Origin of the sequence: Sporosarcina sp. ACRSM (genome assembly GCF_022346545.1) — a bacterium.
Taxonomy (GTDB): Bacteria; Bacillota; Bacilli; order Bacillales_A; family Planococcaceae; genus Sporosarcina.
Genome location: NZ_JAKRNU010000007.1, coordinates 111,864 through 125,438, shown reverse-complemented (window position 1 = coordinate 125,438; position 13,575 = coordinate 111,864). Strand labels below are relative to the sequence as shown.

Below are 13,575 nucleotides of genomic sequence, written 5' to 3'. Positions count from 1 at the left end.
TCGTTTTAGCATCTGGCAATTTTTTTAGTATAACAAAAATTTAGTTTGCAAAAGAAGAATAATATGTATATAGTGTGTATATAGTATATATACAATAATTAGTGAAGAGGTTTTTGCATGCAAATTATCATTTCGAACAGTTCCAAAGAGCCGATTTATGGGCAAATCTATGCGCAAATCAAAAAGCGTATCTTAACAGGTGAATTGCAAGAGGGGCAGTCACTTCCTTCGATGCGTCAGCTTGCGAAGGATTTGGAGATTAGTGTCATTACAACAAAACGCGCTTATGAGGAACTTGAGAAAAATGGTTTTATCTATTCCATAGTAGGAAAAGGTTCGTTCGTCGCAGAGCAAAATTTGGAGATGATGAAGGAAAGAAAGATGAAAGCGATTGAAGAAACGTTAAGTATGGCCATCCAAAATGGAAAGGAAATGGGCTTGAGCTTAACAGAATTAAAGGAAATGCTGACATTATTATATACGGAGGGTGAATGATGGAAAACGTGATCGAATTACAGCATGTTCATAAATCATTTGATGGTTTTCAACTAAAGGATTTTTCGATGACCGTTAAAAAAGGCTTCGTAACGGGGTTTATCGGTGGAAATGGTGTTGGGAAGTCTACGACGATTAAACTGATTATGAATTTATTGCAACCAGATAGCGGAACGGTTTCGCTATTCGGTTTGAATTATAAAGATCATGAAAAAGAAATCAAACAGCGTATCGGTTTTGTCTTTGATGAAAATATTTTTTATGAAAATGTAACATTGGTAGAAATGAAAAGAATTATAAAACCGTCCTATTGCAATTGGGATGACAACCTCTTCAATTATTATGTGCAAACATTTGAATTGCCGCTAACGAAAAAGATTAAAACCTTTTCAAAAGGAATGATGATGAAAGCTTCGTTAACTATCGCTCTGTCGCATCACGCGGAATTAATCATTATGGATGAACCGACATCCGGATTGGATCCGATTTTTCGGAGGGAGTTATTAGATATCCTGCATGATCTCATGCAAGATGGAGAGAAAACCATTTTCTTTTCTACGCATATTACAACAGATTTAGAACGCATTGCAGATTATATTACGTTTATTCATAATGGCGAGCATATTTTTACAAAGGAATTTTACCGAATCGAAGAAGATTATGCCGTTGTGAAAGGCGGAATGGAGCTGTTAGATGCGGATACAGAACGGGAATTCATAGCGATTCGAAAATCCGCTCATGGTTTTGTGGCATTGACGGATCAGAAGGCACGTATCGAAGCGATTTTTGGAGATATGGTTTTGATGGAGAAACCAACGCTTGAAGATATTATGTTCCATACGAAGAAAGGAGCGGAGCAATATGTTTAATTTAATCCGTAAAGATATCGTCTTACAAAAATCGACGTTACTGATTTTGTTGCCTGCTTTGCTTGTTTATTTGCTGTTAAATACTTCATCGATTTGGGTAGGGATTGTCTTTAGCGTAGTCATCATCATGAATGCTTTTGCGAACGACGAAAAGACTTCAATCCATATGCTACTGAATTCTTTGCCTTATACACGGAAAGAGATTGTCAGTTCGAAATACATCGGTGCTTTTATTTTCATGAGTATAGTTGTTTGTATCATTTTTATAGGTAATTTATTGATCCATCAAGAAATAACAGCATGGAAAGATATTTTGTTTATGGTTAGCCTTGTAATGGTGGCCATTTCATTGTTTTTCCCCTTCTCGTATAAATTTAAAAGCCAATATATGTTTATAGCTTCGGTTGTTTTCTTTGCTATTTATCTCGTTGTCGTTAATTTCTTTATCCCGAATTTGAACGATATAATGAGGGAGTTTGTGCAAGTGTTATTAACTGTACAAACTGCTCAGCTCTATTTGTTCATTGCCTTGGCAGTTTTGACGCTCTATGCATGTTCATGGCTGTTGTCAATTCGTATTTATGAGAGAAAAGTTTTTTAAGGGGAGAAAATTAATGTCAAAAGCAGCAGTCGCTGGAATGATTATCGGTATTGGATTATTAATTCTTTTAAAAGTATTTCAGGATTCAATACCGCGCATTACTGATCCACTGACGAATATACTCATTCTAATTGGCTTCGTACTTTTTGCAATTATCTATGGTGTATCTCAACTTAGAAAAAAAAATGAAATCCCTCCAATTTTGGATAAAGAGGTGATTGAGAAGTTAAGAAAAAAGAATAGATAAAAAAGTTGCCAGCTCTAAAATAGTTTTAGCAGCTGGCAACTTTTATTAGAATCGGAAGAAGAGTCCTCCTAAATCTATTTATTTGAAATCATTATATAAAGAAATAAAGGCTTCACGTGAATTCTCGATGGTCTCCAATGGTACACTGTAGCATAGTCTGAAATGACCGCTTAATCCAAATCCGGTACCAGGTACGATTAGTAATTTATATTTCTCGGCAGCATGACGGCAAAACTCCACATCATCTGCAATCGGTGCCTGTGGAAATACAAAGAAACCACCTTTTGGAGTAGCAAATTCAAATCCCGCATCGGATAGGATTTCGACAATCTTGTCTCTTCGCACTTTGTAAGGACTTGCGTCCACTGTTAAATCAGGCATTTTGGCAATTGCACGTTGCATCAAAGCAGGTGCATTGACAAAGCCGAGTGTGCGATGAGCATAAACGAACGCACTTATTAACAAGTCAGCATCTGGTGTGTTTTTGTTTAATGCGAGATAACCGAGTCTCTCCCCAGCGATCCCGAGGTCTTTACTGAAAGAACTAGCCAAAATGACTTTATTATGTGAAAGAAATGGATTGACTTGTTCCCCTTCAAATATCAATTGGGCGTAAGGTTCATCAAAAAGCATATAAATCGGTTCTCCGCTTTTTTCTTCCGCCTCTTTTAATAATGCTCCAAGTTCGTTAAGGTTTTCTTGACTCAGTATTGTGCCTGTCGGGTTATGAGGTGTATTAATAATAATCCCTTTTGTGAGCGGGGTGATGGATTGTCTAACCGCTTCGATATCAATTTCAAACTGGTCATTTAGCATACAACGAACGACCTTGCCGCCAAAGTTTTCAATATACGCATCATACTCGGCAAAATAAGGTGACAGTACAATCACTTCTTCACCACTGTTTAAAATACTTTTTAATGCAGAATTCAAGGCTCCCCCTGCACCGACAGTCATGACAACATGCTCAAACGAAATTTCAGTGTTGAACCGAGTGGATAAGAATTCTGCTACCTTCATTCTTGTTTCAGGAATTCCCTGATTTGGTATATAGCCGTGATTGACTTGTCCTACCTCTTCGAGTAAGGCTTTTGTAAATGCTTCGGGTGGTTTATTAAATGGATTACCAAGTGAAAAATCAAAAACTTGATCCTCGCCGAACTCTTTTTTTAATCTTGCCCCTTCATCAAATAACTTTCGAACCCAAGATCCGCCTTGTAAACCTTTTGCCATAACTTCAGAAATACTAGCCATACATTCTTCTTCCTTCCCTTGAATAGTCAACGATTTTTTGTGGAAATGTGTAAAGTAATCTTTATGTTTACACTAATGACGATTTTTATAATTCATTTATCATTATAACAACTTTTAGAGGTATATGCTCTTGAATTATTCAGGAATGCGCGGTATGCCAACCAATCGTGTGGCATGTCCAACAAACTCCTCGCCTCTTTTTTAGCATACTCCAAGCGTTCGGGGAATACGATGATGTAAGTATGACGGAGGTGGAGTGGGAAAACGAGTTCACCCAATTGACTATTAGCATGAGAAAGGACAAGCCATATGTCAGAATATCATCGTAAATCATCTTTCGAAGTGATGGAGAAGCTGGACGTGTCCCGTGAAGGGCTGAGCGATTATGACGTCCAAATGAGACAAGAAGTATATGGTACGAATGAATTGTTGGAAGGGAAAAGGACAAGCGCATTTGCCGTGTTCTTTGGGCAGTTTAAAGATCTGTTGGTCATTATTTTACTCGTTGCGGCGTTCATTTCATTTTTATTGGGCGAAGTGGGCAGTACGATTGTCATCCTGATTGTTGTCATCTTGAATGCTGTTTTGGGTACTGTCCAGCATGTGAAGGCAGAACAGTCATTGAGTAATTTGAAAGAGTTGACTTCCCCTGTTGCAAAAGTGGTGCGGAACAATCAAATCGTAGAGGTTGCATCTGCAGATATCGTCGTTGGCGATCTTCTATATTTGGAAGCTGGGGATTTTATCAGTGCGGATGGACGATTAATCGAAAGCCATAATTTGCAGATCAATGAAAGTTCGCTGACAGGTGAATCATTGGCTGTAGAGAAGAGCACCGTGCCAATCGATGACGAGGATGTCCCTCTTGGCGATCAAAAAAATATGGTGTTCACGGGCAGCTTTGTCACCAATGGACGTGGACTAGCTGTTGTGACGGCAATCGGAATGGAAACGGAAATTGGTAAAATCGCAAACTTATTGGATAGTGCAAAAGAGAAGAAAACCCCTTTACAAGTCAGCTTAGACCATTTCGGCGAAAAATTGGCGTTAGGAATTACAATGATTTGTGTGGCCATTTTTGCGATTGACCTTGTGCGGGGACGCGAATTGGTGGAATCGTTCATGTTTGCCGTATCGCTTGCAGTTGCGGCCATTCCAGAGGCACTGAGCTCCATCGTTACCATCGTGTTAGCGTTTGGAACACGAAAAATGGCGAAGGAAAACGCCATTATCCGCAAGCTCTATGCGGTTGAAAGCCTCGGAAGTGTATCGGTCATTTGTTCAGATAAGACAGGCACGTTAACGGAAAATAAAATGACGGTCCTAAACGTCTATGTGGATCAAAAAGTCATTCCGTATAATGAACTACAAACTACGAATACCATCGAAAACAAATTGATTGTACAAGCACTGCTATGCAATGACGCATTTGAAAAAGAGCAGCAAGAAATCGGTGACCCGACTGAAATGGCATTGGTGAAATTAGGAAGACAATACGATTTCAACGAATTGACTGTCAGAGAGCAGTATCCACGGGTGGCAGAACTGCCTTTTGATTCAGGGCGGAAGCTGATGAGTACGGTACATCGGTTTAATCAGCAAACAGTCATGATTACAAAGGGTGCATTGGATGTTCTTCTTCCTAAATTAGTGAAGATCGAAACGGCGAACGGTCTTCGAGTGATGACATCAGCACAACGACAAAAAATCGAAGAAGTGAACCGTCAGTTTTCAATGAGTGGACTTCGAGTGCTGGCAATTGCTTACAAAGAGGTACAGCGAAATCGAACCATTGATGTAAACGACGAAAAGGATTTTACCTTTGTCGGGTTAGTAGCGATGATGGATCCTCCGAGAAGTGAGTCGCAAGCAGCCGTTGAAAGTTGTATAAGAGCAGGGATTAAACCCGTCATGATTACAGGCGACCACAAAATAACTGCTACGGCCATTGCTCAACAAATCGGGATTCTAAAAAATCCATCAGAAGCGATCGAAGGCTATGAAATCGAACGCTTAACCGATCAAGAACTCCAAGAAAAAGTGCAAGATGTCTCTGTCTTTGCCCGCGTAACGCCAGAGCATAAAATTCGTATTGTGAAGGCATGGCAGGAGAAAGGACATGTCGTCGCGATGACAGGGGATGGCGTCAATGACGGTCCTGCCTTGAGACAAGCCGATATCGGCGTGGCGATGGGGAGAACCGGTACCGAAGTCGCGAAAGATGCATCTTCCATGATCTTGACGGATGATAATTTTACAACGATTGTCAAAGCGATTTCGAATGGCAGAAGTATCTATACGAATATAAAAAATGCCATTCTCTTTTTATTATCCGGAAATGCAGGTGCCATTTTCGTAGTGTTATATGCAACAGTGTTAGGTTTACCCGTTCCTTTTGCACCCGTACATTTATTATTCATCAACTTGTTGACGGATAGTTTGCCAGCTATAGCGATCGGTTTAGAACCGCATAATAAAAAAACAATGAAGGACAAGCCAAGAAATATTCACTCTCCACTATTAAATAAAGCCTTTACGACGCAAGTGATGCTCGAAGGTCTATTGATCGCTATCGCTACAATTTTCGCTTTTCGAATGGGTTTGCAGGCAGGAGATACGCTCACGGCAAGCACAATGGCGTTCACAACTTTATGTTTGGCTAGACTAGTACATGGTTTCAACTCCAGATCCAAGGAATCCATTTTCGCAATTGGCTTGTTTACAAATAAATACACCTGGGTGGCGTTTTTTGTAGGTATTCTTTCCTTGCATCTCGTCTTGTTTGTTCCGGCACTTGCCGGTGTGTTCAAGGTTGCAACATTGAGTATCGAACAATTATGGTGGATTTATAGTTTGGCCTTTATGCCGTTTTTGGTGAATCAATGGGTTAAAGTGCTGTTTGTTAGAAGGAAATGATGGTCATTCTATTTTGGATTCCACATTAAGAAACTTACAGTACCATAAGTAAATATCAAAGTGAGTTTGCTATAGCTCCGTCCAACCCTTGCGAGAATACTTGATTCGCAAGGGTTGGACGTTTTTAAAGTCAAGTAAAATAGAATGTCGGAAAAAACTTATTTTTTGCAATAGTGATATTTACAAGCTTCAAACCTCGTGATAGAATACGACCATAAGGTTATCGAGTCATCTGATGACTTGGTGCTAGACGTACTATTACACAATTGTAAGCGGTTTAAATGTGGGAGAATTCATTATTCAAGGGGGAAACACGATGTCAAAGTTGAATGTAAGGGTATTATCCGCTAGTTTAATAGGCAGCGCGATTGAGTGGTTTGATTACTTTTTATATGGGACGGTTGCTGCTTTAGTTTTTAATCAGTTATTCTTCGTAAGTGAGGATCCAGTAATGGGATTAATTCTCGCTTATACTTCCTTTTCCATTGCCTTTTTCTTACGACCTTTCGGTGGGGTTGTTTTTAGTCATATTGGGGACCGTTTAGGTAGAAAAAAGACGTTAGTCATGACGCTAAGTATAATGGGCTTGTCCACTTTCGCTATGGGTTTGTTGCCTACTTACCAAGTGATCGGAATTTGGGCGCCAATTTTTCTAACTTGCTTACGTTTTTTACAAGGATTAGCACTTGGTGGTGAATGGGGCGGTGCTTTATTGTTAGCGGTTGAATATGCACCGAAAAATAAAAAAGGGTTATTTGGAAGTGTGCCGCAAATGGGGATTTCCATTGGTTTAATTTTAGGATCGCTGGCTATGTCCGTGATGACCCGTTTACCAGAAGCTCAGTTTATGTCATGGGGATGGCGAGTACCGTTCTTATTAAGTGCCTTACTTGTTTTAGTGGGCTTATGGATTCGGAAAGGGATTGATGAAACACCTGACTTTAAAAAAGCTCAAGCAGCAGGCGAAATCTCAAAGCTTCCGATTGCAGATACTTTACGTTTCCATTGGAGAGCAGTGTTAATTGCAATGGGGGCGAAAGTGGTTGAAACGGCACCATTTTATATATACGGAACTTTTATTGTCTCCTACGCGACATCCCATTTGTCATTTAATCGAACTGAAGCTTTGAATGCTGTTGTCATTGGCTCAGTAGTTGCTACGATTCTAATTCCGATTATTGGGCATCTATCAGATCGAATTGGTAGAAAGAAGATTTACTTATTTGGTATTGTGGCGACTGTATTATACGCATTTCCATATTTCTGGATGTTGCAACAAAGTTCGGCATTTTTACTAACTTTAGCAACAGTTATTGGCCTTGGAGTCATTTGGGGATCTCTCAATGCTGTACAGGGAACGATGATGTCGGAATTTTTCCCAGCAAAAATCCGTAACACCGGTATTTCATTAGGTTATCAGCTTGGTGCAGCAGTTGCAGGAGGAACGGCGCCGCTTGTGGCAACAGCCTTATTGGCTACTTTTAACAGTTCTTACGTTCCGGTTGCCCTCTATATGATTTTGGCTGCAGTGATCAGTCTAATTGCCATTGCTTCTGTAAAGGGCAACAGTCAAACAAAGGAACGTATAGATTCGAAACTTGAAGTTAGCAGTTAAGTTTGTTGGAAAGATACTTTTCTACTTATTACGTTTAATCGGCGTAGGGAAAACCTTGCCGATTAAACCTATCGATTGAACGAAAGGAAGGAAATACATAAAGAGTGAATGTGCAATTGCAAGTAAGGCTATCAAATTTGATTGAAAAAATGGAGAGAGCGAGGGGATTTGAGTTTTTTGAGTATGATTCATAAATTATGATGTATAATATAGTTACAATGTAACTATTTAAAGGGGACAGTGAGGTGGAAGGGGTTGCAATATAAACAAATAAAACCCAAAAAAATATACGAGGAAGTAGCTGAGGCTTTACATGAAATGATTCGGACCGGCCAATTAAAGCCAGGAGATAAGCTCGAATCTGTGCAACAGCTAGCCGAAAATTTTCAGGTGAGTAGATCAGCTACAAGAGAGGCCTTGTCCGCTTTAAAGGCAATGGGTTTGGTTGAAATGAAACAAGGGGAAGGGACCTTTGTGAAGCAGTTTGAAGCGGAGCAACTAATTTTCCCCTTATCAACTGCCATCCTCATGAACAAACAAGATATTTCCCATCTTTTAGAAGTTAGAAAGATTATTGAAACAGGGACTGCTGCATCAGCAGCAAACAACCGAAATACAGAAGACTTGGCGATTATGGCTGAAGCTTTAGAAGAAATGAAGCAAGCGGGGACGAGTGACGAAGAACTTGGTGAGAAGGCGGACTTGAAGTTTCACTTAGCGCTATCTGCCGCATCTCGTAATCCAATATTATCTACTTTGCTAGATCAAGTATCAGAACTCATGGTTGAAACAATGAAAGAAACAAGACGTATATGGTTCTTTTCAAAACAGACAACGATCGAGAAACTATACCAAGAACATCTGAAAATCTATCAAGCAATCGTAGAGAAGGACGAGGAAAAAGCTCGAAAAGCGATGATGTCCCATATTGAAAATGTAGAAAATATCTTGAAAAAATATTTTCATGAAGCAATTGACAACCAGTAGGAAATACAGAGGGAAGGGAGGCTATTCAATCGGAGACCCTCCTTTTTATTCATTAATTGACAGTAGTCTATAGATAGATAAGAATTTTCTATTCACTAATCATCAGATGACCAGTTGACTTGAAGAGGTCAGGGATTAGCGTAAATGGTAAGGGAGTGAGGAAATATGAAAGTAACTCTTTTTGCAACTTGTTTAGTAGATATGTTTCAAGGAGATGTTGGGAAAGCGATCGTTGAGGTGTTAGAAAGACTCGGATGTGAAATTGAATTTCCGGAATCGCAAATTTGCTGTGGTCAACCTTCATATAATAGCGGGTACGTAGAAGATACGAAAAATGCGATGAAAAAAATGATTTCTACGTTTGAACATGCCGAGTATGTCGTATCCCCTTCAGGTTCTTGCGCATACATGTTTAAAGAGTATCCAAATGTTTTCAAAGGCGATCCTAAATGGGAGCCAAAAGCACAAGCGTTGGCAGCTAAAACGTATGAATTCACTGAATTTATCGTTGATGTATTAAAAGTGGAAGATGTAGGTGCTCATTTAGAAGGAAAAGCTACTTACCATACTTCCTGTCATATGACGAGATTATTAGGGGTAAAACAAGCACCTATGAAGTTATTAAATCACGTCAAAGGCTTAGAATATACAGAACTCCCAGGTAAAGAGCGATGCTGCGGGTTCGGTGGAACTTTTTCTGTGAAAATGGGGAACATTTCAGAGCAAATGGTCGATGAAAAAGTGTGTAATGTGGAAGAAACAGGGGCAGATCTATTAATTGGCGCGGATGCAGGTTGCTTAATGAATATTGGAGGTCGAATTGATCGGCAAGGGAAGCCGATTAAAGTGATGCACATAGCTGAGGTGCTGAATAGTCGATAAGGAAAAAACGATTGGAAAGGGGGATCTTCTCAAATGGCAATGAAAATAAGTACTGATAAGTTTAATGATCGTGTAGATAAAGGATTACAGGATTCGTTTATGCGCGGCGCGGTCTCTAGTGCGCAAGAGCGATTTCAAACACGTCGTTTAGCTGCCGCAAAAGAGTTAGGAAACTGGGAAGATTGGCGCTCGCATGGAGAGGAAATCCGCCAGCATGTACTAGAGAACTTGGATTTTTATTTAGAAGAATTGAGTGAGAATGTCTCCAAAAGAGGCGGTCATGTCTACTTTGCGCAGACAGCAGAAGAAGCAACGGAATATATTCAAAACGTGGTAAAACAGAAAAATGCAAAGAAAATTGTTAAATCCAAGTCGATGGTGACAGAGGAAATCAACTTGAATGCGGGTCTGGAGAATTTGGGCTGTGAAGTTATTGAAACAGACCTTGGCGAATACATTCTGCAAGTGGATGACCAGGAACCGCCGTCACATATAGTAGTTCCTGCTTTACATAAAAATAAAGAACAAATCCGTGATGTCTTTAAAGAAAAACAAGGCTACGATAAAACGGAACAACCAGAAGAGCTTGCCTTGCATGCTCGTGAAAAACTGCGTCAGGAATATCTAACCGCTGATGTAGGGATTACAGGGTGTAATTTTGCCATTGCCGAAACAGGTTCTATCACATTAGTAACGAATGAAGGGAACGCTGATTTAGTTGCCGCTTTACCGAAAACCCAAATTACGGTGATGGGCATGGAGAGACTTGTTCCTACTTTTGAGGAAATGGAAGTTCTTGTGAGTTTATTGACAAGAAGTGCAGTGGGGCAAAAACTGACGAGTTATATTACGACTTTAACAGGCCCAAAAGAAGAAGGAGATGTCGACGGTCCGGAAGAGTTTCATCTGGTCATTGTTGACAATGGCAGATCTGATATTCTGGGCGGAGAATTCCAATCGATTCTGCAATGTATCCGTTGTGCAGCGTGTGTGAATGCTTGTCCGGTTTATCGTCATGTGGGAGGTCATTCTTACGGTTCCATTTATTCGGGTCCTGTCGGAGCCATCTTATCACCGTTGCTTGGCGGGTATGATGATTATAAAGAATTGCCTTACGCTTCTACCCTATGTGGCGCGTGCACAGAAGCCTGTCCAGTAAAAATCCCATTGCACGAACTGCTTCATAAGCATCGCCAAGTCATCGTAGAGAAGGAAGGACGTGCCCCGGTATCTGAAAAGTTAGTCATGAAAGCTTTTGGTCTTGGCGCATCCACACCCGCATTATATAAAATTGGTTCAAAAATGGCGTCACCTGCCATGTCGCCCTTTACAAAGGGAGCTAAAATTTCCAAAGGTCCCGGTCCTCTAAAAGCTTGGACAGAAGCGAGAGAATTTCCAGCACCAAACAAAGAAAGATTCCGGGATTGGTTTCATAACCGTCCAAAAGGAGGGGAATAATCATGAACGGCATGATACAGAATCGTGAAGCCTTTTTAGGAAAAATCGCCAATCGTTTGGGCCGTGACCGAAAAAAGGTTGTAAAAAGACCCGAATGGAAATTCCAACCTCAAGACGAAGTGCTAAAAAATGCTACACAAAATGACTTAGTCGATGTTTTACGAGAACAATGTAAAAATATCCATACCAATTTTGTGCTCACTAATTTAGCGGAGCTCTCCGGCTCATTGAAAGAAGTAGTAAACAACTACGGCGGAGGCCCGGTCGTTTCATGGAAAGATGAGCGCTTTGCTCAATATGGTTTAGGCAAGTTAATGGATGAAGAATGGCCGCAGGACGGCATAGGTCTTCATGTGTGGGACCATACAAAAAAGGAAGTAAATATAGATAAGGCTAATGTTGCAAACGTCGGAATCACGATTAGTGATATCACCCTAGCGGAATCAGGAACAGCTGTCCTTTTTAGTAGTAAAGATAAAGGAAGAACGGTCAGCTTTTTGCCGGCCAATTCTGTCATCATTATTCCGAAAAGCAGCATCGTTCCTCGAATGACACAAGCCGCTCGTCTCATTCGCGAAAAAGTAAAAAGTGGAGAGCAAGTAGCCTCTTGCATCAACTTTATTACAGGACCCAGCAACTCTGCAGACATCGAAATGATCCTCGTTGTGGGTGTTCATGGGCCGATCAAAGCGACCTATATCGTTGTTGAAGATTTATAGAATGGAAAAAGACCTTTAAATCAGATGGTGCATTTTAGCGTTGATGGCACGTTTCACTTGTTGAATTTCTTGGATTTCTACTTTTGTGAATGGCTTTGGATTGAACCAGTTCATGAACGCATTGTCGTAGAGCCCGTTATAGACTTGTTCTTCATAGGAAATGGAGTATGAAAAGCGTTCATGGATTTGGTTTTGGATAAATGCTTTTAAAGTTTGAAGTTGGGTCAACATTATGATTCCCTCCATTATTTGTGTGATGCCGGCCATTGTCTTTCTGTAGTTATAGTGTACTGTTTGTAAATGAAAGACTGATGAGACAAAGATTAGAAATGGATGAGAAAAGAAGTTTGAGGGTCTTAAAAAAAAATAGTAGGGTCATTTCAGGGGACAAATTTTAAATTTGTCTCCTTTTCGAATGGCAAAATTCCATTATCGAAGTGTATATACATTTGCAACAATTTACTTTTAATTGGAAGTGTAATAGGGTAAGGATAGAAGTCAGACAATTCGGTGAGGGGGTGTTGTGGAAGTATGGTGGGGGCGCTAGTATGGGAAAAGTCAACTGATTATAAGGCGGATGTCGTCGATCAGGACGGGCTCTGGAAGAAAGTGATTGGGGAACTGTTTGAAGACTTTTTGTTATTTTTCAAGCCGGATCTGCATGCGCAAGTCGATTTTACGAAAGAAGCGGAGTTTTTGCAACAAGAGCTTTTTCAGAAAATCATGGATAAGAAAAAAGGACGTCAATGGGCGGATCAACTGGTGAAAGTACATTTAAAAGACGGTGAGGAAAAGTGGGTTTTGGTGCACGTAGAAGTGCAAAGCGACAATGAAAAGGACTTTGCCAAGCGCATGTTTCAATATTTTTATCGGATATATGATCGCCATGACAAGGAAATTGTCGCAATCGCTGTCATGACATCGCCGCATGAAAGTACGTTTCCGACTCAATTCAACTACTCTTATTTTGGCACGGAGCTACACTATGCGTATACTAATTGTAAGCTTAACAATTATGACAAAGAAGAGCTGGAGAAATCGGATAAGCTCTTCAGCAAAGTTGTCCTTGCGGCAAAATATATGAACGACACACGGGAAGATGTAGACAAACGATATGCGTTTAAGATGAAACTAATGAAGAAAATTATTACCGATAATAAAAATTCCCGTTCAGAGATTCTGGCTGTACTCTACTTTATCGACTATTTACTACGTTTACCAGAGGAATTATCCAAAAAGTTTCATGAAACAATGATCCCGATAATACAGAAGGAGGCGAACGACATGGTTCAATTTAACGGGGAAGAGTTATCCCCTACAATGGAGGCAATTTTTGCACACTTTCAAGAAGAAGGGAAAAGAAAAGGAATTGAACAAGTAGCGCTTGAAATGTTAAAAGAAGGTTCTTCCGTTGAATTTATCGCCAAAGTGACACGCTTGGATAGAGAGGCGATTGAGAAATTGAGAAAATTGAATGGATAGGAAGTATTGGCATGCTTAATTAGCAAAGGATCCGTTTTAAGGGGCAAATT

General features: G+C 40.1%; 13 protein-coding genes. 11 read left to right on the top strand and 2 right to left on the bottom strand.

The annotated features are described in order from the left end of the window. Positions 1 to 117 precede the first annotated feature (117 nt). The 4 genes from MHZ95_RS12590 to MHZ95_RS12575 are packed head-to-tail and all read left to right on the top strand — an operon-like array spanning position 118 to position 2,212. Positions 118 to 495: a GntR family transcriptional regulator gene (locus MHZ95_RS12590; RefSeq protein ID WP_239390970.1), complete on the top strand. Its 378-nt coding sequence runs from the start codon at positions 118 to 120 to the stop codon at positions 493 to 495. Then, positions 495 to 1,364, top strand: coding sequence for an ABC transporter ATP-binding protein (locus MHZ95_RS12585; protein WP_239390969.1), 870 nt, complete (start codon positions 495 to 497; stop codon positions 1,362 to 1,364). The genes MHZ95_RS12590 and MHZ95_RS12585 overlap by 1 nt, the downstream gene beginning before the upstream one ends. Then, complete coding sequence (locus MHZ95_RS12580; RefSeq protein ID WP_239390968.1) at positions 1,357 to 1,965, top strand: ABC-2 transporter permease; 609 nt, start codon at positions 1,357 to 1,359, stop codon at positions 1,963 to 1,965. The genes MHZ95_RS12585 and MHZ95_RS12580 overlap by 8 nt, the downstream gene beginning before the upstream one ends. A 13-nt stretch (positions 1,966 to 1,978) precedes the next feature. Next, positions 1,979 to 2,212 (top strand): hypothetical protein, encoded by a 234-nt coding sequence (locus MHZ95_RS12575; RefSeq protein ID WP_239390967.1) that lies wholly within the window; start codon positions 1,979 to 1,981, stop codon positions 2,210 to 2,212. Positions 2,213 to 2,290: 78 nt separating this feature from the next. Here MHZ95_RS12575 and MHZ95_RS12570 read toward each other — a convergent pair whose 3' ends face one another. Further along, a complete protein-coding gene (locus MHZ95_RS12570) occupies positions 2,291 to 3,466 on the bottom strand; it encodes a pyridoxal phosphate-dependent aminotransferase (RefSeq protein WP_239390966.1) in 1,176 nt (391 codons plus the stop codon). Between the two features lie 309 nt (positions 3,467 to 3,775). On the opposite strand from MHZ95_RS12570, the gene MHZ95_RS12565 reads away from it, so the two are divergent. The 6 genes from MHZ95_RS12565 (at position 3,776) to MHZ95_RS12540 (ending at position 12,043) form a co-directional block, all read left to right on the top strand. Then, on the top strand, positions 3,776 to 6,382 hold the full coding sequence (locus MHZ95_RS12565; RefSeq protein ID WP_239390965.1) for a cation-translocating P-type ATPase: 2,607 nt from the start codon (positions 3,776 to 3,778) through the stop codon (positions 6,380 to 6,382). 316 nt (positions 6,383 to 6,698) lie between these two features. Then, positions 6,699 to 7,997 (top strand): MFS transporter, encoded by a 1,299-nt coding sequence (locus tag MHZ95_RS12560; RefSeq protein ID WP_239390964.1) that lies wholly within the window; start codon positions 6,699 to 6,701, stop codon positions 7,995 to 7,997. A gap of 255 nt (positions 7,998 to 8,252) precedes the next feature. Next, the gene (locus MHZ95_RS12555; RefSeq protein ID WP_255726768.1) at positions 8,253 to 8,984 is read left to right on the top strand and encodes a FadR/GntR family transcriptional regulator; all 732 of its coding nucleotides are present in this window, start codon (positions 8,253 to 8,255) and stop codon (positions 8,982 to 8,984) included. Between the two features lie 165 nt (positions 8,985 to 9,149). Next, a complete protein-coding gene (locus MHZ95_RS12550; RefSeq protein WP_239390963.1) occupies positions 9,150 to 9,866 on the top strand; it encodes a (Fe-S)-binding protein in 717 nt (238 codons plus the stop codon). A 33-nt stretch (positions 9,867 to 9,899) separates the two neighbouring features. Further along, the gene (locus MHZ95_RS12545; protein ID WP_239390962.1) at positions 9,900 to 11,324 is read left to right on the top strand and encodes a LutB/LldF family L-lactate oxidation iron-sulfur protein; all 1,425 of its coding nucleotides are present in this window, start codon (positions 9,900 to 9,902) and stop codon (positions 11,322 to 11,324) included. A 2-nt stretch (positions 11,325 to 11,326) separates the two neighbouring features. Further along, complete coding sequence (locus tag MHZ95_RS12540) at positions 11,327 to 12,043, top strand: LutC/YkgG family protein (protein WP_255726767.1); 717 nt, start codon at positions 11,327 to 11,329, stop codon at positions 12,041 to 12,043. 15 nt (positions 12,044 to 12,058) lie between these two features. Here MHZ95_RS12540 and MHZ95_RS12535 read toward each other — a convergent pair whose 3' ends face one another. Then, on the bottom strand, positions 12,059 to 12,274 hold the full coding sequence (locus MHZ95_RS12535) for a hypothetical protein (RefSeq protein WP_239390961.1): 216 nt from the start codon (positions 12,272 to 12,274) through the stop codon (positions 12,059 to 12,061). A gap of 300 nt (positions 12,275 to 12,574) precedes the next feature. Here MHZ95_RS12535 and MHZ95_RS12530 point away from each other — a divergent pair, with 300 nt between their 5' ends. Beyond that, positions 12,575 to 13,525, top strand: a complete 951-nt coding sequence (locus MHZ95_RS12530) for an Rpn family recombination-promoting nuclease/putative transposase (RefSeq protein ID WP_239390960.1) — start codon at positions 12,575 to 12,577, stop codon at positions 13,523 to 13,525. The last annotated feature ends 50 nt before the right edge of the window (positions 13,526 to 13,575 follow it).

Excerpts from the sequence above, each read along its gene's own strand:
- MHZ95_RS12590 (WP_239390970.1), top strand. The coding sequence starts at position 118 with ATGCAAATTATCATTTCGAACAGTTCCAAAGAGCCGATTTATGGGCAA.
- MHZ95_RS12585 (WP_239390969.1), top strand. The coding sequence starts at position 495 with ATGGAAAACGTGATCGAATTACAGCATGTTCATAAATCATTTGATGGT.
- MHZ95_RS12580 (WP_239390968.1), top strand. The coding sequence starts at position 1,357 with ATGTTTAATTTAATCCGTAAAGATATCGTCTTACAAAAATCGACGTTA.
- MHZ95_RS12575 (WP_239390967.1), top strand. The coding sequence starts at position 1,979 with ATGTCAAAAGCAGCAGTCGCTGGAATGATTATCGGTATTGGATTATTA.
- MHZ95_RS12570 (WP_239390966.1), bottom strand. The coding sequence starts at position 3,466 with ATGGCTAGTATTTCTGAAGTTATGGCAAAAGGTTTACAAGGCGGATCT.
- MHZ95_RS12565 (WP_239390965.1), top strand. The coding sequence starts at position 3,776 with ATGTCAGAATATCATCGTAAATCATCTTTCGAAGTGATGGAGAAGCTG.
- MHZ95_RS12560 (WP_239390964.1), top strand. The coding sequence starts at position 6,699 with ATGTCAAAGTTGAATGTAAGGGTATTATCCGCTAGTTTAATAGGCAGC.
- MHZ95_RS12550 (WP_239390963.1), top strand. The coding sequence starts at position 9,150 with ATGAAAGTAACTCTTTTTGCAACTTGTTTAGTAGATATGTTTCAAGGA.
- MHZ95_RS12545 (WP_239390962.1), top strand. The coding sequence starts at position 9,900 with ATGGCAATGAAAATAAGTACTGATAAGTTTAATGATCGTGTAGATAAA.
- MHZ95_RS12540 (WP_255726767.1), top strand. The coding sequence starts at position 11,327 with ATGAACGGCATGATACAGAATCGTGAAGCCTTTTTAGGAAAAATCGCC.
- MHZ95_RS12535 (WP_239390961.1), bottom strand. The coding sequence starts at position 12,274 with ATGTTGACCCAACTTCAAACTTTAAAAGCATTTATCCAAAACCAAATC.
- MHZ95_RS12530 (WP_239390960.1), top strand. The coding sequence starts at position 12,575 with ATGGTGGGGGCGCTAGTATGGGAAAAGTCAACTGATTATAAGGCGGAT.